Raw genomic sequence first — 21,451 nt, 5'->3', positions numbered from 1 at the left:
CCGTCGGTGGGCGTCGGTAGGCTGGGGCAATGGCTTCCCCCGCACGCCGAGCACCCGCGAAGGCCGCGCGCAGCGCCATTCCCCAGCTGTCCTGGCGGGCTCCGCAGCCGGCGCCGATCGTGCTCGTCTCGGGGCCGGAGGAGGTCTGCGCCGAACGGGCGATCGCGGGCGTGCGCGACTACCTGCGCGCCGAAGACCCGACGCTCGAGGTGTCCGACGTCCGCGCGGACGACTACGCCGCCGGAACGCTCCTCGGCGTCACGTCGCCGTCGCTGTTCGGCGAGCCTCGGCTTGTCCGGGTGAGCGGCGTCGAGAAGTGCTCCGACACGTTCCTCGCCGAGGCCGTCGCCTACCTCGCCGCGCCGCAGGACGGCGCGACGGTCGTGCTCAGGCACACCGGTGCGAGTGTGCGCGGCAAGAAGCTGCTCGACGCGATCCGTGCGGGGGAGGGCTCGGGCGTCGAGATCGCATGCCCGGCCGTCAAGCGCGACTCGGACCGCTTCGACTTCGCCGCGGGCGAGTTCCAGGCTGCGAAGAAGCGCATCGCGCCGACCGCGCTGCGCACGCTCGTCTCCGCGTTCGCCGACGACCTCACCGAGCTCGCGGCGGCGTGCCAGCAGCTCATCGCGGACGTCCCCGGCGACATCACCGACCAGGTGGTCGAGCGCTACTACGGTGGCCGCGTCGAGACGTCGGCCTTCGCGGTCGCCGACACCGCGCTCGCGGGGCGCTACGGCGAGGCGCTCATCGCGCTCCGGCACGCCCTGGCCTCGGGCGCCGACCCGGTGCCGCTCGTCGCGGCCGTCGCCATGAAGCTGCGCACGATGGCGCGGGTCGCGGGCAACCGCGAGCCGGCGAAGGCCCTCGCTTCGCGACTGGGCATGAAGGACTGGCAGATCGATCGCGCGCGCCGCGACCTGGTCGGCTGGAACGAAGAGAGCCTCGGCCGTGCGATCCAGGCGACGGCACGGGCGGATGCTGAGGTCAAAGGCGGCTCGCGCGACGCGGTGTTCGCCCTCGAGCGCATGATCACGGTGATCGCCACGCGTGCACCGTACGGCGCCTGACGCGGCGCCCGCGAACGCAAGCGAAAGGCCCGCCCCTCGCGGGACGGGCCTTCACGCGACTCGAGGGTCGCGGAGCTTGTCAGAGGCTCAGAGAGCGGAGACCTGCTTGGCGATGGCCGACTTGCGGTTCGCCGCCTGGTTCTTGTGGATGACGCCCTTGCTGACCGCCTTGTCGAGCTTCTTGGTCGCCGTGCCCAGCGCCTTCTCGGCCGCGGCCTTGTCGCCGGCCGCGACGGCCTCGCGGGTGCGACGCACGTGCGTCTTCAGCTCGCTCTTGACGGCCTTGTTGCGCTCGCGCGCCTTCTCGTTGGTCTTGTTGCGCTTGATCTGCGACTTGATGTTCGCCACGTGTCGACGTTCTTTCGTTCGAAGGTGAATCGGATTTATGTGCCGGTCAGCGAGAGAGGGGCGCTTCGCGGCGGTCGTGAGGGCGAACCCACACGCAAGCCAAACAAGGATTCTACCAGGTGAACCGATCACTCATGGACGTCCACAGGCCTGCACGGCAGACCCCTTCGATGATGCATGATCTACGCGTGGGTGCGCGCACCGCTGGGGATGCGCGCTCCGTGACGAAGGAGTCCGCCGTGCCGCAGCATCCGTCTGTCGATCTCTCGCCGTTCCCGCCGGGCTTCCGGTGGTCGGCGGCCACCGCCGCGTTCCAGATCGAGGGCTCGCGTGCCGCTGACGGACGCGGGCGGTCGATCTGGGACGACTTCGTCGCGACGCCTGGCGCGGTGCGCGACGGGGCGACGGCGGACCCGGGTCCCGACAGCTACCGGCGTCATCGCGAGGATGTCGCGCTGCTGACCGCGCTCGGCGTCGATCGCTACCGCTTCTCCATCTCGTGGGTGCGGATCCAGCCTGAGCCCGGCGGCCCTGTCAGCCGGGCCGGACTCGACTACTACCGACGACTCGCCGACGATCTGCTCGAGGCCGGCGTGACGCCCTTCGCGACCCTTTACCACTGGGATCTACCGAGCGTCCTCGAAGAGCGCGGCGGGTGGCTCGACCGCGACACGGCTCTGCGGTTCGGCGAGTACGCCGAGATCGTCGCGCAGTCGCTGGGCGACACCATCCGTCACTGGTACACGCTCAACGAACCGGTCTCGACGTCGCTGCAGGGCTATGCCGTCGGCACTCTCGCGCCGGGCAAGCAGCTGCTGTTCGGCGCGCTGCCGACCGTGCACCACCAGCTGCTCGCGCACGGCCTCGCCCTCCGCACGCTGCGCGCGGCGGGCGCCGAGGAGGTCGGGCTCGTCAACAATCACACCCTCGTGCTCCCGGCGAGCCAGACGGATGCCGACCTCGCGGCCGCGGCCGTGTACGACCTGCTCCACAACCGCGTCTTCGCCGACCCCGTACTGACCGGCGCCTACCCCGACCTCGAGGCGTTCGGCATCCCGCCGATGCCCGTGGAGGACGGCGATCTGGAGTTGATCTCAGCGCCGGGGGACTTCTACGGGATCAACTTCTACAACCCGACGACGGTCGCCGCCGCGCCCGAGGGCAGCCCCGTCCCGTTCGAGATCGTGCCCACGCCCGGCGCGCCCGTCACGGGCTTCGGCTCCGAGTGGCCGATCGTGCCCGCGGCCCTCACGGGCCTCCTGCTCGATTTCCGCGAGCGCTACGGCGACCGCCTGCCATCGCTCGTCATCGGCGAGAACGGGGCGTCGTTCCCCGAGCCGGACCACGTCGACGGACCCGTCCCCGACGCGGAGCGCATCTCGTACCTCGCGGGGCACATCGATGCCGTCGGCGCGGCCGCCGCTGCGGGCGTCGACGTGCGCGAGTACACGGTGTGGTCGCTCCTGGACAACTTCGAGTGGGCGGACGGCTGGTCCCAGCGGTTCGGCCTCGTCCACGTCGACTTCGACACCTCGGCACGAACGCCGAAGGCGTCGTTCGACTGGTACCGCGCCCTCATCGCGGAGGCACGCGCGTGAGCGTCCGGCCGGGCGCCAGGGTCGGCGCGGGCTGGTTCACGCTCTTCACGCTCGCGTGGCTCGCGCTGTGGACGGTGCAGCTCACGCCGCTGCAGCTGCTCATCCCGCTGCAGCTCAACACGCCGGACGATGCCGACGGGTGGGTGTCGGGTGTGGTGTCGTCCGGCCTCGTGCTGGCGATGGGCGGCGTCGCCGGCGTGATCGCCGCCCCCGTCGCCGGCGGTCTGTCCGACCGCACCCGCGGCAGGATGGGGCGCCGGCGCCCCTGGGCGCTCGGCGGAGTGTGGCTCGGCACCGCGTCGCTCGCCGCAATCGCGTTCGCGTCCGGTCCGTGGGGCGTGGGCCTCGCGTGGGTCGGCGTCTCCGTCGGCGTCGCGGTGGCCTCGGCGGCCTTCACCGCCCTCATCGCCGATCAGCTGACGACGCAGCGGGGAGCAGCATCCGCCGCCGTCTCCTCATCGCAGGCCCTCGGCATCGTCGTGGGTGTCGGCGTGATCGTGCTGCTCGAGCTCGGCGTGGTGGTCGGGTACCTCGTTCTCGCCGGCTTCCTCGCGGTGGTGGGCACGGCGGCGGCGCTCCTGCTGCCCGATCCGCCCGCGCGTTCGGACGTCGCCGTCGCCCGCCAGGTGCGCACGCTCGGCGAACGGCTCGCGGCGCTGCGCGATCGCGACTTCGCGTGGCTGCTCGCCGGGCGCCTCACCGTGAACATCGGCAACGCGCTCGGAACCGGCCTGCTGCTGTTCTTCCTGCTGTACGGACTGCACCGCGACCCCGCGACGGCCGAGGACGAGCTGCTGCTCCTGATCCTCGTCTACACCGTGTTCGTGGTGGGCTCCTCGATCGCGTCGGGGTGGATCTCGGACCGCACCGGGCGACGGATCCCGTTCGTGGTGTGGTCGGCCGTCGTCCAGGGTCTCGCGTCGATCATCCTGGTGGTGGCGCCGTCGCTCACCACCGCGATGATCGCGGCGGCTCTCCTCGGCGTCGGCTACGGCGCGTACATGTCGGTGGGACTCGCCCTGGGCACGGACCTGCTCCCTTTCCCCGAGGACCACGCCCGCGACCTCGGCTTCGTGAACGTCTCGGCGAGCCTCGGCCAGCTCATCGGCCCGCTCCTCGGCGCCGGTCTCGTCGCCCTCGTGGGCGGCTTCTGGCTGCTGTTCCTCGTGGGGGGCGTCCTGTCGATCGCGGGCGGCTTCATGACATACGCGATCGGCAGCCGCGAGCGGCAGCCGTCAGCCGTGTGACGCCTCCAGGGTCGTGAGCGCAACCTCGAGCACCGCGTCGAAGACGCGCGGACGCATCACCGTCACGTGATGGGTCGTCCGCGGCACGACGATGAGCTCTGCGTGCTGCGCGACCCTCATGAACAGCTTCTCGTTCACGCGCAGCTGGTCCCACTGCCCGTTGACGAACCACAGCGGCACGTCGATGCGATGGAGGGCCGCGAGCAGATCGAGCACCGAGAGGCTGCGCAGCGCGATGTCCTGCGCATCCAGCGCGTAGCCGCCGGCGCCGAAGTCTGCGCGGGTCTCGTCGGGGAGGATGCGATCGAGCATGCGGTCGGTCAGCCACATCCCGCGATCAGGCAGGGAATCGAAGCCGCGGGCGAGCACGCGGTACGTCGCGAGCCCCACGCCGCGAGGGATCGCTGTGCAGGACGCCGCGACGAATCCCGCGACGGGCGGCGGGTCCTCGGCACCGACGTACTCGATGCACAGCAGGCCGCCCATCGAGTGCCCCGACAACAGCACGGGGCCGCGCTCCGCGGCGGCACGCACCGCGGAATCGATCGTCTCGAGCGCCGCCTCGAGGGTGAACGCCTCGGTCATCCGCGAGCCGTGGCCGGGCAGGTCGACAGCGGTGACGGGGTTCCCGCGGGCCGCCAGGTACTCGACCTGCGCGCGCCACATCGTGGCGGACGTCCGGATGCCGTGCACGAGCACGACCTGGACGACCATGACGCCAGGGTAGCCGTGCACGCCCGCTTAGCATGGCGGCATGCCCGAGATCGCCCCGCACATCGCGCGCATGCCGGGCTCCGGCGTGCGTCACATCCTCGAGCGCGCCCTGCGCCGCCCCGGCACGATCATCCTCGCGGTGGGCGAGCCCGCAGAGGTCGCGGGGGAGCGGATCAGGGATGCCGCCTCCGAGGCGTGGCGCGAGGGGGCGATCCGCTACACCCCGAACGGCGGGATCCCGGCGCTGCGGGAAGCGATCCGGGACAAGCTCGCCCGCGAGAACGCCCTGGACGTCGACCTGGAGCAGATCTGGGTGACGGTCGGCGCGACCCAGGCGCTGCACCTGGCGATGGCGCTCACCCTCTCGCACGGCGACGAAGTGCTCGTGCCCGACCCCGGGTACACGACGTTCACGATGAACGCCCATCTCCTGCAGGCGACGCCGGTGCCGTATCCGCTGCGCCCCGGACGCGCGTTCCAGCCCGATCTCGCCGAGCTCGAGTCGCTGGTCACCCCGCGGGCGCGCGCGATCATCGTGAACACCCCCTCCAACCCGCTCGGGTCGACGTTCGACCGCCCGACGCTGGAGGCGCTCATCGCCCTGGCGCGCCGCCACGACCTGTGGCTCATCAGCGACGAGGTGTACGAGCGCTTCACGTGGGGCGAGCCGCACGTGAGCCCCGCGACGCTCGATGACGACGGCCGCGTGCTGTCGGTGTTCTCGATGTCGAAGACCTACGCGATGACCGGCGCGCGGGTCGGGTGGCTGGTCACGCCCCCGGGATGGCGGCAGACCATGCTGCGTGTGCAGGAGTCCGTGGTCAGCTGCGTCGACGAGCCGTCGCAGCGGGCGGCCGCCGAGGCCCTCACCGGCGACCAGGTGGCCGTCGCCCGCAGTGCGGCGCACTACCGCGACAACCTCGCCGCCGCGACGGCGCTCCTCGACGCCCGGGGACTGCGCTACCTCGACCCCACAGGGGCGTTCTATCTCTGGATCGACGTCGCGCACGTCTCCGGCGGCGATGTCGTCGCCTGGTGCGAGCGGTTCCTCGATGAGCAGGGTGTCGCCGTCGCCCCGGGAAGCGCGTTCGGCGCCTCGGGCGAGGGCTGGATCCGCGTGTGCGTGGCCAGCGACCGCGACGAGCTGCTCGACGGGCTGAGCCGCATCCCCGCTCCTGCCTGACCCGGACGCCGTCGCCGGGGTTCGCCGAGCGGCGCGCACCCGTACAATCGTCTGGACATGTCACCGCGCGCCCTGAAGCCCCTCGAGCCCTCTGCCACGCCGCCCGAGCTGATCCGCAACTTCTGCATCATCGCCCACATCGACCACGGCAAGTCGACGTTGGCCGACCGCATGCTGCAGATCACCGGCGTCGTCTCCGACCGCGACATGCGCGCGCAGTACCTCGACCGCATGGACATCGAGCGCGAGCGCGGCATCACGATCAAGTCGCAGGCCGTGCGCATGCCCTGGGCCACCGCCGACCAGACCTTCGCGCTCAACATGATCGACACCCCCGGCCATGTGGACTTCACGTACGAGGTCTCGCGTTCGCTGGCCGCCTGCGAGGGCGCGATCCTCCTGGTCGACGCCGCGCAGGGCATCGAGGCGCAGACCCTCGCGAACCTTTACCTCGCGCTCGAGAACGACCTGCACATCATCCCGGTGCTCAACAAGATCGATCTGCCGGCCGCCGACCCCGAGAAGTACGCCGCAGAGCTGGCTGGCCTCATCGGCGGCTCGCCCGATGACGTGCTGCGGGTAAGCGGCAAGACCGGCATGGGCGTCGAGACGCTGCTCGACCGCATCGTGGAGCAGATCCCCGCTCCGAAGGGGAACGCGGATGCCCCTGCCCGCGCGATGATCTTCGACTCGGTGTACGACTCCTACCGCGGCGTCGTGACCTACGTCCGCATGGTCGACGGCAAGCTGGAGCCGCGCGAGCGCATCCAGATGATGTCGACGAAGGCGACGCACGACCTCCTCGAGATCGGCGTGTCGAGCCCGGAGCCCGTCCCCACGAAGGGGCTCGGCGTCGGCGAGGTCGGCTATCTGATCACCGGCGTGAAGGACGTCCGCCAGTCCAAGGTCGGCGACACCGTCACCAACCATCGCAAGCCCGCGACCGACGCCCTCGCCGGCTACACCGACCCGAAGCCGATGGTCTTCTCGGGGATCTACCCCATCGACCAGAGCGACTACGCCGACCTGCGTGAGGCCCTCGACAAGCTCAAGCTGTCGGACGCGTCCCTCCAGTACGAGCCCGAGACGTCGGTGGCGCTCGGCTTCGGCTTCCGCTGCGGCTTCCTGGGCCTGCTGCACCTCGAGATCATCACCGAGCGCCTCTCGCGCGAGTTCGACCTCGACCTCATCACGACGGCGCCCTCGGTGACGTACGAGGTCACGACCGACACCGGCGACACCGTCGTCGTGACCAACCCGAGCGAGTACCCGGATGGGCGCGTCGCCGAGGTGTCGGAGCCGGTCGTGAAGGTCGGCATCCTGCTCCCCAAGGACTACGTCGGCACCGTCATGGAGCTGTGCCAGTCGCGCCGCGGATCGCTCCTGGGCATGGAGTACCTCAGCGAGGACCGCGTCGAGCTGCGCTACCACATGCCCCTCGGCGAGATCGTCTTCGACTTCTTCGATCAGCTGAAGTCCAAGACGCAGGGCTACGCGAGCCTCGATTACGAGCCCGCCGGCTCGCAGACCGCCGACCTCGTGAAGGTCGACATCCTGCTGCAGGGCGACAAGGTCGATGCGTTCAGCTCGATCGTGCACCGCGAGAAGGCGTACGCCTACGGCACGATGATGACCGAGCGCCTGCGCAAGCTCATCCCTCGCCAGCAGTTCGAGGTGCCCATCCAGGCCGCCATCGGCGCCCGCATCATCGCCCGCGAGAACATCCGCGCGATGCGCAAGGACGTCCTCGCCAAGTGCTACGGCGGCGACATCTCCCGCAAGCGCAAGCTCCTCGAGAAGCAGAAGGAGGGCAAGAAGCGCATGAAGATGGTCGGTCGCGTCGAGGTCCCCCAGGAGGCGTTCATCGCCGCGCTCTCAGGCGACGTCGAGGGTCCTGCCAAGAAGTGATGCGACTCGCGAAGTAGGCTGGAATCCATGCGTCGAGGAACCTTCCGTGACGACACCGTCGACTATGCCGCTGTCGGGGCGACCCAAGCGCCGGATCTGATGCAGTATCCGCCGGAGCGCAGCATCCCGGCAGAGCAGTCGTGGCGGATCGGCAGCGGCGAAGCGCGCTTCCGCGCCGCGAGCGAGGCGCTGATGTCGTGGACCGCGCAGCGCGGTGCCGGGCTCGACGTCACCGATGTGCGGCCCGCCTCCGGTCCCATGTACTCGGGGGTGAGCTTCGACGCCGAGGGCAACCCCGTGGGGCCCAGTCGCTCCGAGGCCGAGCAGCGCTTCGACGCGGACGGCACCCCGTTCGTCGGCGCCGGCACGACGATCCGCGTCGACGGTCGCGTCAAGGGGCTGCGAGCCGACGCGGAGCTGCGCGTCATCTTCGCCGTCGAGGAGCCTCGGCGGGTGGGCTTCGCGCTCGGGACCGTGAGCGACTCCGTCGTGAGCGGCGAGGAGTCGTTCATGCTCGACTGGTACGACAACGACGAGGTCTGGTTCACCGTCCGCGCTTTCGATGCGCCCCGTGCCGTGCTGTACCGGATGCTTCCGGGGCTCACGAAGCGCCGTCGTCGCGAGCTGTTCACGCGGTACCTGCGCGCGATCTCGCCGCTGTACACGACTCCCGCGTGAGGCGCTGATGGGCTCCGCTCTTCCGCTCGGCGAGCCCGTTCCCTCGGACGGCTCGCTGCCGGCTGGCACGCGCATCGATCCGGCCGCAGAGTTCAGCGTGTATCTGCACGTCCCCTTCTGCCGCGTCCGCTGCGGGTACTGCGACTTCAACACGTACACGTCCTCCGAGCTGCGCGGCGCCCGCCAGGACGAGTACGCCGACACGCTCCTTCGAGAGATCGAGCTGGCGGCGCCCGTGCTCGAGCGCGCCGGCGGGAACCGTCCCGCGTCCACGGTGTTCTTCGGCGGCGGCACCCCGACGCTGCTCCCGCCCGGCGACCTCGCACGCATGCTGGCCGGCGTGCGGAACACATTCGGTGTCGCGGACGGGGCCGAGATCACGGTCGAGGCCAACCCCGACACGGTGACGCCCGCGGTTGCTGCCGAGCTCGCGGCATCCGGGGTGACGCGCCTCTCCATCGGCATGCAGTCGGCCGTCCCGCACGTCCTCGCGGCCCTGGATCGCACGCACGATCCCGACAACGTCCGCACCGCGGTGGCCGCGGCGCGCGAGGCCGGGCTCGACGTCAGCGTCGACCTCATCTACGGCGCGCCGGGTGAATCGCTCGACGACTGGCGCACGTCGCTGGAGGCGGCGGTGTCCCTCGAGCCCGACCACATCTCGGCGTACGCGCTCATCATCGAGGACGGCACCAAGCTCGCTCGCCAGATCCGCCGTGGTGAGGTCGTCGCACCCGACGACGACGTGCAGGCCGACATGTACGAGCTCGCCGACGACCTGCTCGCGGGCGCGGGATTCGACTGGTACGAGGTGTCGAACTGGGCGCGTGGTGACGCACACCGCTCCCGCCACAACCTCGCGTACTGGGTCGGCGCAGACTGGTGGGGCTTCGGCCCCGGCGCGCACAGCCACGTCGCCGGCGTGCGGTTCTGGAACGTCAAGCACCCTGCCGCCTACGCGCAGCGGCTGTCCGCAGGGGAGTCGCCGGCCGCTGGGCGGGAGATCCCGGATGCCGCGGCCCGAAACCTCGAGAGCGTGCTGCTGCGCACCCGCATCCGCGAGGGCCTCCCCGTCGAGGAGCTCCGCGGCGAAGGCCGTCACGCGGTCGCCGCGCTGATCGCGGACGGGCTGATCGAGGGTCCCGCCGCGCTGCGCGGGAGGGTCGTGCTCACGCGGCGCGGCCGGCTGCTCGCCGACGCGGTCGTGCGGGCGCTCACCGATTAGCCCCGGCGCGATCGTGCGTCGGACGGCTTCGCAATCCATCCCGGCGTCGCTCGACGATCCTGGCAGGGGCATCGGATAGAATTGGCACTCCAGTCATGCGAGTGCCAGCTGTGGCGTGGGGAGGCGGGATGGTCAGCGAACGAGGTCTGCAGGTGCTGCGGGCGATCGTCCAGGACTACGTCGACACGCGCGAACCGGTCGGCAGCAAGGCGATCGTCGAACGGCACGCCTTCGGAGTGTCGGCCGCGACGATCCGCAACGACATGGCGCTGCTCGAAGACGAAGAGCTCATCGTCGCACCGCACACCTCGTCGGGCCGCGTGCCCACAGACAAGGGCTACCGCGTCTTCGTCGACCATCTCGCGGAGCTCCGGCCGCTCTCGCCGGCCCAACGGGCGGCCATCGCCGCGTTCCTCGACGGCTCCGGCGACCTCGACGACGTCCTCGTGCGCACCGTGCGCGCGCTCACGCAGCTGACCGGCCAGGTCGCGATCGTGCAGTACCCGTCGTTCGCGCGCGCGACCGTCACGCACGTCGAGCTGGTCCAGCTCGGCGGCGGACGGATGCTGGTGATCGTGGTCACCGACACGGGACGCGTGTCGCAGCGCCTGACATTCGTCGGCGAGGAATTCGACGACGTCGACCTCGCGCACATCCGTGCCGGGCTCGGGACCCTGCTGGTCGGCCGGCCCGTCCGCGAGGGACTCCAGCGCATCGCCGAGCGCCTCGAGGGACCGGATGCGCAGGCTCCGGCGCACGAGCGCGCGACCGACGAGATCGTCCGCGCCGTCGCCGAGGAGCTCGAGGAGTTCCGCCAGGACAAGCTCGTGATGGCCGGCAGCGCCAACCTCGCACGCCGAGAATCCGACTTCCGCGGCAGCATCTATCCGCTCCTCGAGGCGATCGAGGAGCAGGTGACCCTGCTGCGGCTGATGGGCGAGATGGTCGCCGACGAGCAGGGCCTCGCGGCGAGCATCGGCCGCGAGAACGAGGCGTTCGGCCTGGCCGAGGCATCCGTCGTCGCGAGCGACTACGACGCGACGGGCTCCCTCGCCCGCGTCGGCGTGCTGGGCCCGACGCGCATGGACTACCCCACGAACCTCGCGACGGTCCGCGCCGTCGCGCGCTATCTCACGCGCATGCTCGAGCAGGACGACAGCTCCCGCTGACGCACGCGCGCACACACGATCCCGCGGCGCGGCCGCGGCAGGAAGGCGAAAGTGGCTGACCACTACGAGGTCCTCGGCGTCTCACGCGACGCCTCCACCGACGAGATCAAGAAGGCCTACCGGCGGCTGGCCCGTCAGCTGCACCCGGATGTGAACCCGGGCGAGGAGGCATCCGAGCGCTTCAAGCTCGTGACGCACGCGTACGACGTCCTCAGCGACCCCGAGCAGCGCGCCCGCTACGACATGGGCGGCGGTGACTCGCCGTTCGGCGGCGGGGCCGGCGGCTTCGGCGGGTTCAACGACATCTTCGAGACCTTCTTCGGTGCGGCGGGCGGATCGCGCGGCGGCCGGCCGCGATCGCGCCGCGAGCGCGGGCAGGACGCCCTGGTCCGCGTCACCCTCGAGCTCGGCGATGTGGTGTTCGGCACCCACCGCGACATCGAGGTCGACACGGCCGTCGTGTGCGAGACCTGTCAGGGCTCGTGCTGCCAGCCCGGGACGAGCCCCGTCACGTGCGACATCTGCCACGGCACCGGCAACGTGCAGCGCCAGGTGCGCAGCCTCCTCGGCAACGTCGTCACGACGCAGCCGTGCAACGTCTGCCAGGGCTACGGCACCACCATCCCGTACCCGTGCGCCACCTGCCAGGGCCAGGGCCGCGTGCGCGCCCGCCGCACCGTGTCGCTCGACATCCCGGCCGGCGTCGAGACCGGACTCCGCCTGCAGCTGCCGGGTTCGGGCGAGGTCGGCCCGGCCGGCGGCCCCAACGGCGACCTGTACATCGAGGTCACGGTGCAGCCGCACGAGGTGTTCAGCCGTGACGGCGACGACCTGCTGGCGACGCTCGAAGTGTCGATGCCCGACGCCATCCTCGGCACGACGACGACAATCCAGTCCCTCGACGGCCCGGTCGACCTCGAAGTGCGGGCAGGTGTGCAGGCGGGCGACATCCTGACGATCAAGGGCCGCGGCATCACGCCGCTGCGCGGCTCGCAGCGCGGCGACCTCAAGGTCGGCGTGCACGTGGTCACGCCCACGCGTCTCGACCACAAGGAGCGCGCCCTCATCGAGGACTTCGCGAAGCGCACCAAGGCGCCGGCCCCCAAGCTCGCAGAGTTCCACCAGGGCCTGTTCGCGAAGCTCCGCGATCGGTTCCGGAACAGCTGACCCGTGGCACTGCACTTCCTCCTCGACGAGCCCGTCGGCGCCGCTCCCGGCGACACCGTGACGCTCACCGGCGCGGAGGCCCACCACGCCTCGACGGTGCGCCGGGTGCGCGTCGGCGAGGAGGTCACGGTCGGTGACGGCCGCGGCACGTGGCTCACCGGCACGGTCGAGTCGGTGGCGCCCCGCGAGGTGGTCGTGCGCATCGACGGACGGACGGATGCTGCGCCCCCGAGCCCGCGCATCGTGCTCGTGCAGGCCCTCGCCAAGGGGGATCGGGACGAGCTCGCCGTGCAGGCGGCGACCGAGCTCGGCGTCGACGAGATCGTGCCGTGGCAGGCCGCGCGCAGCGTGTCCCGCTGGGACGCGGCGAAGGCCGCGAAGGGCCGCGCCCGCTGGGCGAGCATCGTGCGGGAGGCCGCGAAGCAGGCCCACCGCGCGTGGGTGCCGGAGGTGGCGGAGCTGACCACGACCGCGGCGCTCGTGCGCCGGGCGGCAGCATCCGTCGTCCTGATCCTCGAGCCGACGGCGACCGAGCGGCTCAGTGCACTCGCGGTCGACCCGGGTGAGCAGCGCGACATCGTGCTCGTCGTCGGGCCCGAAGGCGGCATCGCCCCCGAAGAACTCGACGCCCTCGCGGCCGCGGGCGCGCGAGGCGTGCGTCTCGGCGACACGGTGCTGCGCACGTCGACCGCGGGTCCCGCGGCGCTGGCCGTCGTCAGCACCGCGCTCGGGCGGTGGTGACGGTCCGACAGGGTCACCGACCGCTCCCGGAGCCGGTCGCAGGGCCCCGTCGGTAGACTTGCGACATGAGTGAGCCTTCGATCTTCACGCGCATCCTGGACGGGCAGATCCCGTCCGAGATCATCGCAGAGACCGAGAACGCATTCGCCATCCGTGACATCGCCCCGAAGGCGCCTGTGCACCTGCTGGTGATCCCCAAGACCGACGAGTACCGCAACGTCGTTGAGCTCGCCGCCGGCGACCCGGACCTCATGGCGGAGCTCGTAGGACTCGCGAACACGGTCGCCGCCGATCATTCGGACGGGGACTTCCGCCTGGTCTTCAACACCGGCCCGAACGCGGGCCAGACCATCTTCCACGTGCACGCCCATGTGCTCGCGGGAGGCCTCGAAGAGAAGAGTGTCGGTGCCTGATCACCCCGGTCATGAGACGGTGAGCGACCACGTCGAGGTCGACGGCGTCGCGATGGTGCAGCTTCTCGGTCCGCAGGACCGGCTGCTGCGGGTCGTCGAGAAGGAGCACCCGGGTGTCGACGTGCATGTGCGCGGCAACGAGATCACCCTCACGGGCGAGGCGCCGGCCGTCGCGGCGGCACGGACGCTGGTCGACGAGCTCGTCGCGATGACCCGAGCGGGTCACTCGCTCGGCGAGGACGACGTCGCGTCGTCGAACCGCATCCTCCGCAGCGAGGGCGGCCCGCGGCCGTCCGAGGTGCTGGGCGAGGCCATCCTGTCGTCGCGAGGCAAGGTCATCCGCCCGAAGACCCTCGGCCAGAAGGCGTACGTCGACGCGATCGAGGAGAACACCATCGTGTTCGGCATCGGTCCGGCCGGTACGGGCAAGACGTACCTCGCGATGGCGAAGGCCGTCCAGGCGCTCCAGCGCAAGGAGGTCAGCCGCATCATCCTGACGCGGCCGGCCGTCGAGGCGGGGGAGCGGCTCGGCTTCCTGCCCGGCACGCTCACCGACAAGATCGACCCGTACCTGCGCCCGCTGTACGACGCACTCAACGAGATGATGGACCCGGAGCTCGTGCCCAAGCTCATGGCGACCGGCACGATCGAGGTCGCGCCGCTGGCCTACATGCGCGGCCGTACCCTCAACGACTCGTTCGTCGTGCTCGACGAGGCGCAGAACACCACCCCCGAGCAGATGAAGATGTTCCTCACGCGTCTCGGCTTCGGCACGCGCATGGTGGTGACCGGTGACATCACGCAGATCGACCTGCCGCAGGGCGCGTCGGGCCTGCGGCTGGTGACCCGCGTGCTCGGCGACATCGACGACATCCACTTCTCGTACCTGACCAGCGACGACGTCGTGCGCCACACCCTGGTGGGCCGCATCGTCGACGCCTACAGCGAATACGACGAGCGCCGGATGGCCGCGCGTCGCGAACGGGACGAGGCATCCGAGTTCGCCAACCGCGCCGAACGCCGCACCGCCACCGTGCGCGGCGGCGGACCCCGTGACCACCTTCCGAAGCGAGGACGCCCATGACCATCGAGATCGGCAACGAATCGGGGATCGCCGTCAATGAGACGGTCCTGCTGCGCCTCATGGAGCACAACCTCGCCGAACTGCACGTCAGCCCCGACGCCGACGTCGCGATCCTCCTGGTCGACGAGGGCGCGATGGAGGCGCTGCACGTCCAGTGGATGGACGAGCCGGGCCCGACCGACGTGCTGAGCTTCCCGATGGACGAGCTGCGTCCCGGCACGGAGGACGCTCCCACGCCTCCAGGCCTCCTGGGCGACATCGTGCTGTGCCCGCAGGTCGCCGAGACCCAGGCGGTGGCCGCGAAGCACTCCACGCTCGACGAGCTCATCCTCCTGACCACGCACGGCCTGCTCCACCTCCTCGGCTTCGACCACGCCGAGCCGGAGGAGGAGCGGGAGATGTTCGGACTGCAGCGCGAGCTCATCACCTCGTTCCAGGCATCCGAACGCCGACGACCTCGCGCATGACCGCCGCCCTTCTTCTCGTCGCCGCAGCGCTCCTGCTCGCGTTCGGCGCCCTCATGGTCGCGATCGACGCGGCGCTCAGCGTCACCTCCCGCGCGGACCTCGCCGAGCTCGGAGCAGGCGGCCGCAACGCGGCGTCGCTGCGGAAGATCGCGGACGACCCCGACGCGCACGCCAACGCCGTGATCTTCATCCGCGTGCTGGCCGAGACGACGGCCGCCGTACTCGTCACCGTCGCCTTCGTCGACCTCTTCGACAGCATCTGGTGGGCGATGCTGGCGGCGGCCCTGCTCATGACCGGCGTCTCGTACGTCGTCGTCGGCGCCAGTCCGCGGTCGGTGGGACGGCTGCACGCGCGCGGACTGCTGCGCGGGGCGGCTCCGGTGGTCCGCGGGGTGCGCATCATCCTGGGGCCGCTCGCGCACGGGCTCGTCGCGCTCGGCACGCGCATCACGCCGGGCGCGTCGCGAGGATCGTCCTTCGCGTCGGAGGAGCAGCTGCTCAGCATCATCGACGAGGCGGCCGAGAACGAGCTCATCGAACAGGACGACCGCGAGCTGATCCACTCGGTGTTCGACTTCACCGACACGTTCGTGCGGGCCGTGATGGTGCCGCGCACCGACATGGTGACAGTGGATGCCTCGACCTCGACGCGCGAGGCGATGACGCTGTTCCTCGAGAAGGGCGTCTCGCGTATGCCGATCGTCGACGACGATGCGGATGACGTGGTCGGAGTGCTGTACCTCAAGGACCTGGTGCAGTTCGGCTTCCGCGACGAGACCGGGTGGCGGGATGCCCCGATCAGCCGGATCGCGCGGCCGGCGGTGTTCGTCCCCGAGTCGATGAAGGCCGAGACGCTGCTGCAGCAGATGAAGCGCGATGCCGTGCACGTGTGTCTCGTCGTCGACGAGTACGGCGGCGTGTCCGGACTCGTCACGCTCGAAGACCTCATCGAGGAGCTCGTCGGCGACATCTCGGACGAGTACGACCCGCGCGCCGAGGAGGTGACCGAGCTCGAGCCCGGTCACTACCGCGTGAGCGCCCGCCTCGGGCTCGACGAGGTCGGCGACCTGTTCGGTCTGGAGCTCGAGGACGAGGACGTCGACTCCATCGGCGGGTTGCTGGGCAAGGCCCTGGGCCGCGTGCCGCAGCCGGGCGCCACGGCCGAGTACGCCGGCCTCGTGCTCACCGGGGGTGCGTCGCGCGGACGCGGGCGCGGGATCTCGACGGTGTTCGTCGAGCGCGGCGATCCTGCTCTCGACATCGGCCGCTCACCGCGCACGGGCGAGATCCGCATCGTGAGCCCCCGCACCGGCGAGATCCGGCTGCCTCGGAAGGAAGAGACGTCATGACCGAGAACGACCCCACGCCGGCATCCGAGGCGGAATCGACCCGCGCGTCCGATGAAGGCCGTTCCGGCTTCGTCACGTTCGTCGGGCGCCCCAACGTCGGCAAGTCGACGCTGACGAACGCCCTGGTCGGCGAGAAGGTCGCGATCACGAGCGACAAGCCCCAGACCACGCGCCGGGCGATCCGCGGGATCCTGAATCGGCCCGGCGGTCAGCTCGTCATCGTCGACACCCCCGGACTCCACAAGCCCCGCACCCTGCTCGGGCAACGGCTCAACGACCTCGTCGAGCAGGTGCTCGGCGACGTCGACGTCATCGGGTTCTGCGTGCCCGCGACCGAGAAGGTCGGCCCCGGCGACCGCCGCATCGCGGAGTCGCTCAGCGGGTACGGCCGCGCGAAGAAGGTCGCGATCGTGACGAAGACGGATGCCGCGACCCGTGACGAGATCACCGAGCGGCTCATCGAGGTCGACCAGCTTCGTGAGGACTGGGCCGCCGTCATCCCGCTGTCCGCCTTCACGCGCGACCAGCTCGAGGTCCTGAGCGACGAGCTGCTCGCCCTCATGCCGGAGGGCCCCGCACTGTACCCCGAGGGTGTCGTCACCGACGAGTCGACCGAGGACCGCATCGCCGAGATCATCCGCGAGGCCGCCCTCGACGGCGTGCGCGACGAGCTGCCGCACTCGATCGCGGTCGTCGTGCAAGAGGTGCAGCCCCGCGAGGATTCCGACCTGACCGACATCTACGCCGACATCGTCGTCGAGCGCGACAGCCAGAAGGGCATCATCATCGGCCACAAGGGCTCTCGGCTGCGCGACGTCGGCGCCCGCGCCCGCGCGCAGATCGAACCGCTCGTCGGCACCAAGGTGTTCCTGAAGCTTCACGTGCGCATCGCGAAGGAATGGCAGCGCGACCCCAAGCAGCTGGGGCGCCTCGGCTTCTGACGGCGTCTCTCACCCACCGGTCTCGGTGATCGCCGAGCGGATGATGACGGTATCGGCACCGTACTCCGCGTCCGCGGCCTCCTGCCAGCTGCCGTCGTCCCAGACGACGTCGACCCAGATCCACCCGTCCTGCGCAGAGGAGGCCAGGTAGGCGTCGCCGAGCTTGTCGGGGAGCTCGTCCTGGATGGCGGTGAGGGTCGCCTCGTCGCCCGCGCCGGGCCTGCCACCCGTCGGGTCCTCCGGCCGGATCGGGTCGTACAGGGCGAGGAGGATCGGCGGCTGCGTCGAGGTGAACGTCTCGCCGTCGTAGGCGCCGCGCACCGCGTAGGCGCCCCACGTGACCTCACCCGAAGACTCCGCGCCGTCGACCCCGTCCCACGTCCAGCCCTCGAGCGGGATCCCGGTGCACTGCGGGGGATACGACTCCGCCACCGCACCGAGGCACAGCTGCGCGGCCCCTCCGGTGTCGAGCACGGTGCCGGTGGCGGCGACCTCGCCCTCGGGCGGGATCGGCGTCACCGCCCCGAGCGAGGCCGGCGCGGGCGTCCCGCCCGGACTCCCGCTCGCGCACGCGGAGGCGGCGAGCAGGACGACGGCGGCGGTGGCGGCGATGCCGAGCGGGCGGCGAAGACCTCTCATGTCTGGATGGTGTCGCATCGACGCCGATCGTCTCAGAAACGGATGCCGCGGCATCCGTGCGTCATCTGTTCGCTCTCCGCTCGTCACGGGGTGTAGCCTGAATCCATGCGCTTCGGCCGGCTTCTCCTTCTTAGCCGCCGCGACGAGACCTCGTTCTAGGGCCTTCCTCGTCGCGGAGCTTTTCGTTGGCCCGCATCATCAGGCATCGAGCCGCCCCGATCGGGCAGCAGCTCGGAACAGACGAGAGAAGCGACGACATCATGCAGAACACCCAGAAGCCCTCGGGCCTGCCGACCCACAAGTACCGGCCGTTCCACGAGCAGATCACCGTGAATCTGCCCGACCGCACCTGGCCCGACCAGCGCATCACGACCGCACCCCGCTGGTGCGCCGTCGATCTTCGCGACGGCAACCAGGCGCTCATCGACCCGATGAGCCCCGAGCGCAAGCGGATCATGTTCGACCTCCTCGTGAAGATGGGCTACAAGGAGATCGAGGTCGGCTTCCCGTCGGCGAGTCAGACCGATTTCGACTTCGTGCGTCAGCTCATCGAAGAGGACCTCATCCCGGACGACGTCACGATCCAGGTGCTGACGCAGGCCCGCGAGCACCTCATCGAGCGCACCTACGAGTCCATCGCCGGCGCCAAGCAGGCGATCGTGCACCTGTACAACTCGACCAGCGTGCTGCAGCGCGAGGTGGTGTTCCGCACCGACGAGCAGGGCATCATCGACATCGCCCTCGAGGGTGCGCGCCTGTGCCGCGAGTTCGAGAAGCGCATCCCCGAGACCAAGGTCTTCTACGAGTACTCGCCCGAGAGCTACACCGGCACCGAGCTCGAGTTCGCGCTGAGCGTGTGCAACCAGGTCATCGAGATCTTCGAGCCGACGCCCGAGCGCAAGGTCATCATCAACCTGCCCGCGACCGTCGAGATGGCCACGCCGAACGTCTACGCCGACTCGATCGAGTGGATGAGCCGACGCCTCGCGCACCGCGAGAACGTCATCCTCTCGCTGCACCCGCACAACGACCGCGGCACGGCGATCGCCGCCGCCGAGCTCGGCTACATGGCCGGCGCCGACCGCATCGAAGGCTGCCTGTTCGGCAACGGTGAGCGCACCGGCAACGTCGACCTCGTCGCGCTGGGCATCAACCTGCTCACGCAGGGCATAGACCCGCAGATCGACTTCAGCGACATCGACCAGGTCAAGCGCACCGTCGAGTACTGCAACCAGCTGCCCGTGCACGAGCGCAGCCCGTGGGCCGGCGACCTGGTGTTCACCGCCTTCAGCGGCTCGCACCAGGATGCGATCAAAAAGGGCTTCGAGGCGATGGAGGCCCGCGCCGCGGCGTCCGGCGTCACCGTCGACGAGATCGACTGGGCCGTGCCGTATCTGCCCATCGATCCGAAGGACCTCGGCCGCTCGTACGAGGCGGTCATCCGCGTCAACTCGCAGTCGGGCAAGGGCGGCGTCGCGTACCTGCTGAAGACCGACCACTCGCTGGATCTGCCCCGCAAGCTGCAGATCGACTTCTCGGGCGTCGTGCAGGCCAAGACCGATGCCGAGGGTGGCGAGGTCACGAGTGACCAGATCTGGAAGATCTTCACCGACGAGTACCTGCCGTCGGAAGTCGACGACGAGCGCTGGGGACGCTTCGAGCTGCTGGCGACCAGCACCCGCAGCGACCTGTCGGGCGATGTCGCGCTCGACATCACCCTGCGCGACGGCGACGACCGGTTCGAGGCATCCGGTCGCGGCAACGGCCCGGTCGCCGCATTCCTCGAGATCATCCGCGCACAGGGATTCGACGTGACGCTCTACGACTACGTCGAGCACGCCCTGAGCGCAGGCGGCGACGCGCAGGCGGCCGCCTACATCGAACTCCAGGTCGATGGCGAGCGCCTCTGGGGCGTCGGCATCGACTCGGACATCTCGACCGCATCGCTCAAGGCGATCGTGTCGGGCGTGAACCGCGCCATCCGTACGCGGCAGCGCTCCGGGGCCCTCGCGGGCGTCTGAGCGCGAACCGTCGACGGGTGTGCGCGGGTGATCCCCGCGCGCGCCCGTCGGTGTTCGCAGCTCCCGGTCGCTGAGCGAGAGCGGAGCGCGGTCGTTGAGCGAGCTTGCGAGTCGAAACGCAGAGTCGAGACGCAGGGTCTGAACGCGGATGCCTCAGGGCTTGACGATCGGGATCGTCGAGGTCTCCACGGCCACCTTGCGGCGGTAGAGCGCCCGCTGCTCGGGCAGCGAGATGTCGAAGATCACGGCGAGCAGACGGATCACCGTCGTCACGACGATGCCGATCACGGCGGCGATGACCACGTTCACGCCGAGCTCTTCCGAGGTGGCGAGGACGAGGCATCCGACTCCCGCGGCGACCGCGTAGAGCGAGCCGACGTGCATGATCGCGACCGGCAGGCCCATGATCACGTCGCGGAGGATGCCGCCGCCGACCGCCGCACAGACCCCGACGAAGACGGCAGGCACGAGCGGGAGTCCGAGGACGAGGGCCTTGCTGGTCCCGAACGCGCCGAACAGGCCGATGACCAGGGCGTCGAGGCCGACGATGACGGCGTTGAGGCGCTGGAAGAGGCCGGCGAGCAGCATCCCGAACAGTGCCGCGCCGACCGCGGTGAGCAGGTACCAATTGCTCTGCAGCGTGGTGGGCGTGACGTTGAGCAGCAGGTCGCGGATGAGACCGCCGCCCATGCCCATGACGATCCCGATGATCGCGACGCCCAGCAGGTCGAGCCGGCGTTCACCGCGGAAGCCTGAGGCGAACAGCGCGCCCTGGATGCCGCCGAGACCCACGGCGATGAGGTCGGCCCACAGGGGGATCACGAAGACCGGCTCGTCCACCCCTCCATTGTCGACGGGGATCAGGGGATGTGGGTGCGCACCGCCGACAGGAATCCGTCGAGATCGTCTGTCCACAGCCGCACCGCCTCCACGCGGTCGCGGCCCTGCGGAACCCGCACGTCGAGCGGATGCTCGAGACGGATCAGCACGTTGGTCTCGTTGGCGATGCGCGCCGCGAACGTGCGGCCCTCCGGCTCGTCCACGACGGCGGGCGACTTGTCGACCCGATGCGGTGAGCGCTCGACCGACCGAACGACCTCCCACGGCAGGTCGAGGTCGAGCTCCGTACCCTGTCGCACGCGGATTCCGGCAGGACCGACCGCATGCGGTCGGGTGAGGTAGCCGAGCAGGAGGCCGAGCATCCATGTCACGCCCCAGATGCCGAGGACGAGCAGCGGGATGCGCACCCAGGTCCAGCGGTGGACGATGAGATCGACGATCGGGATCTCGACGGCCGACAGCACGATGAAGACGACGAGAAGCGTCAGCACGGGGGAGTGATAGCGGAACGCGCTGGCGCCCACCGGAACGCGGGGCCTGCGGAACACGAACCGGTAGACGCTCTGATAGACCCCGAGCTCCATGTTCCATGCGCGCCGCGCGAAGGTTGCCAGCTTCGTCCGCCATCCGCGCGGTGCCGGGGTGGCTGGCG

At 70.4% G+C, this 21,451-nt stretch carries 21 protein-coding genes; 16 read left to right on the top strand and 5 right to left on the bottom strand.

The genetic code is table 11. The features are described 5' to 3' along the window. The first annotated feature begins 29 nt into the window (after positions 1-29). Positions 30-1,067, top strand: coding sequence for a DNA polymerase III subunit delta (gene holA, locus ASF40_RS06600; protein ID WP_056367393.1), 1,038 nt, complete (start codon positions 30-32; stop codon positions 1,065-1,067). Between the two features lie 87 nt (positions 1,068-1,154). Here the strand turns inward: holA and rpsT are convergent, their stop codons facing one another. Beyond that, a complete protein-coding gene (gene rpsT, locus ASF40_RS06595) occupies positions 1,155-1,415 on the bottom strand; it encodes a 30S ribosomal protein S20 (RefSeq protein WP_056367392.1) in 261 nt (86 codons plus the stop codon). 239 nt (positions 1,416-1,654) lie between these two features. On the opposite strand from rpsT, the gene ASF40_RS06590 reads away from it, so the two are divergent. Continuing rightward, on the top strand, positions 1,655-3,013 hold the full coding sequence (locus ASF40_RS06590; RefSeq protein WP_056368284.1) for a GH1 family beta-glucosidase: 1,359 nt from the start codon (positions 1,655-1,657) through the stop codon (positions 3,011-3,013). Continuing rightward, positions 3,010-4,260, top strand: a complete 1,251-nt coding sequence (locus tag ASF40_RS06585; RefSeq protein ID WP_157549469.1) for an MFS transporter — start codon at positions 3,010-3,012, stop codon at positions 4,258-4,260. The genes ASF40_RS06590 and ASF40_RS06585 overlap by 4 nt, the downstream gene beginning before the upstream one ends. Here ASF40_RS06585 and ASF40_RS06580 read toward each other — a convergent pair. Further along, complete coding sequence (locus ASF40_RS06580; RefSeq protein WP_056367391.1) at positions 4,249-4,974, bottom strand: alpha/beta fold hydrolase; 726 nt, start codon at positions 4,972-4,974, stop codon at positions 4,249-4,251. The genes ASF40_RS06585 and ASF40_RS06580 overlap by 12 nt on opposite strands. A gap of 40 nt (positions 4,975-5,014) precedes the next feature. Here ASF40_RS06580 and ASF40_RS06575 point away from each other — a divergent pair, with 40 nt between their 5' ends. The 12 genes from ASF40_RS06575 (at position 5,015) to era (ending at position 17,299) form a co-directional block, all read left to right on the top strand. Next, positions 5,015-6,157: a pyridoxal phosphate-dependent aminotransferase gene (locus ASF40_RS06575; protein ID WP_056367390.1), complete on the top strand. Its 1,143-nt coding sequence runs from the start codon at positions 5,015-5,017 to the stop codon at positions 6,155-6,157. Between the two features lie 57 nt (positions 6,158-6,214). Next, the gene (gene lepA, locus ASF40_RS06570) at positions 6,215-8,065 is read left to right on the top strand and encodes a translation elongation factor 4 (protein WP_056367389.1); all 1,851 of its coding nucleotides are present in this window, start codon (positions 6,215-6,217) and stop codon (positions 8,063-8,065) included. A 27-nt stretch (positions 8,066-8,092) separates the two neighbouring features. Beyond that, complete coding sequence (locus tag ASF40_RS06565) at positions 8,093-8,743, top strand: DUF1990 family protein (RefSeq protein WP_056367388.1); 651 nt, start codon at positions 8,093-8,095, stop codon at positions 8,741-8,743. Between the two features lie 7 nt (positions 8,744-8,750). Then, positions 8,751-9,968, top strand: a complete 1,218-nt coding sequence (gene hemW, locus ASF40_RS06560; RefSeq protein WP_056367387.1) for a radical SAM family heme chaperone HemW — start codon at positions 8,751-8,753, stop codon at positions 9,966-9,968. 128 nt (positions 9,969-10,096) lie between these two features. Further along, entirely contained in the window at positions 10,097-11,137 is a 1,041-nt protein-coding gene (gene hrcA, locus ASF40_RS06555) for a heat-inducible transcriptional repressor HrcA (protein ID WP_056367386.1), read from the top strand. 51 nt (positions 11,138-11,188) lie between these two features. After that, positions 11,189-12,304, top strand: a complete 1,116-nt coding sequence (dnaJ, locus tag ASF40_RS06550) for a molecular chaperone DnaJ (protein WP_056367385.1) — start codon at positions 11,189-11,191, stop codon at positions 12,302-12,304. Positions 12,305-12,307: 3 nt separating this feature from the next. Continuing rightward, a complete protein-coding gene (locus tag ASF40_RS06545) occupies positions 12,308-13,045 on the top strand; it encodes a 16S rRNA (uracil(1498)-N(3))-methyltransferase (protein WP_056367384.1) in 738 nt (245 codons plus the stop codon). 65 nt (positions 13,046-13,110) lie between these two features. Continuing rightward, positions 13,111-13,458 carry an HIT domain-containing protein gene (locus tag ASF40_RS06540; RefSeq protein WP_056367383.1) on the top strand — a complete coding sequence of 116 codons (348 nt, stop codon included), beginning with the start codon at positions 13,111-13,113 and terminating at the stop codon, positions 13,456-13,458. A gap of 52 nt (positions 13,459-13,510) precedes the next feature. Continuing rightward, positions 13,511-14,542, top strand: a complete 1,032-nt coding sequence (locus tag ASF40_RS06535) for a PhoH family protein (protein ID WP_235560184.1) — start codon at positions 13,511-13,513, stop codon at positions 14,540-14,542. Further along, positions 14,539-15,009, top strand: coding sequence for an rRNA maturation RNase YbeY (gene ybeY / locus ASF40_RS06530; RefSeq protein WP_056367381.1), 471 nt, complete (start codon positions 14,539-14,541; stop codon positions 15,007-15,009). The genes ASF40_RS06535 and ybeY overlap by 4 nt, the downstream gene beginning before the upstream one ends. Then, the gene (locus ASF40_RS06525) at positions 15,006-16,358 is read left to right on the top strand and encodes a hemolysin family protein (protein ID WP_056367380.1); all 1,353 of its coding nucleotides are present in this window, start codon (positions 15,006-15,008) and stop codon (positions 16,356-16,358) included. Before ybeY ends, ASF40_RS06525 begins: the two co-directional genes overlap by 4 nt. Continuing rightward, complete coding sequence (gene era, locus ASF40_RS06520; protein WP_056367379.1) at positions 16,355-17,299, top strand: GTPase Era; 945 nt, start codon at positions 16,355-16,357, stop codon at positions 17,297-17,299. The genes ASF40_RS06525 and era overlap by 4 nt, the downstream gene beginning before the upstream one ends. A gap of 9 nt (positions 17,300-17,308) precedes the next feature. Here the strand turns inward: era and ASF40_RS06515 are convergent, their stop codons facing one another. After that, the gene (locus ASF40_RS06515) at positions 17,309-17,938 is read right to left on the bottom strand and encodes a hypothetical protein (RefSeq protein WP_056367378.1); all 630 of its coding nucleotides are present in this window, start codon (positions 17,936-17,938) and stop codon (positions 17,309-17,311) included. A 260-nt stretch (positions 17,939-18,198) separates the two neighbouring features. On the opposite strand from ASF40_RS06515, the gene leuA reads away from it, so the two are divergent. Next, positions 18,199-19,959 (top strand): 2-isopropylmalate synthase, encoded by a 1,761-nt coding sequence (leuA, locus tag ASF40_RS06510; protein WP_056368280.1) that lies wholly within the window; start codon positions 18,199-18,201, stop codon positions 19,957-19,959. A 153-nt stretch (positions 19,960-20,112) separates the two neighbouring features. On the opposite strand, the gene ASF40_RS06505 is transcribed toward leuA, so the two are convergent. Together ASF40_RS06505 and ASF40_RS06500 are read right to left on the bottom strand one after the other, a co-directional pair. After that, positions 20,113-20,799 (bottom strand): trimeric intracellular cation channel family protein, encoded by a 687-nt coding sequence (locus ASF40_RS06505; RefSeq protein ID WP_056367377.1) that lies wholly within the window; start codon positions 20,797-20,799, stop codon positions 20,113-20,115. A 20-nt stretch (positions 20,800-20,819) separates the two neighbouring features. After that, the gene (locus tag ASF40_RS06500) at positions 20,820-21,383 is read right to left on the bottom strand and encodes a hypothetical protein (protein ID WP_235560151.1); all 564 of its coding nucleotides are present in this window, start codon (positions 21,381-21,383) and stop codon (positions 20,820-20,822) included. Positions 21,384-21,451: the final 68 nt, after the last annotated feature.

The organism is Microbacterium sp. Leaf288 (genome assembly GCF_001422925.1).
Taxonomy (GTDB): domain Bacteria; phylum Actinomycetota; class Actinomycetes; order Actinomycetales; family Microbacteriaceae; genus Microbacterium.
The sequence above is the reverse complement of the archived record's forward strand: the minus strand, read 5'-3'. Positions and strand labels throughout refer to the sequence as shown.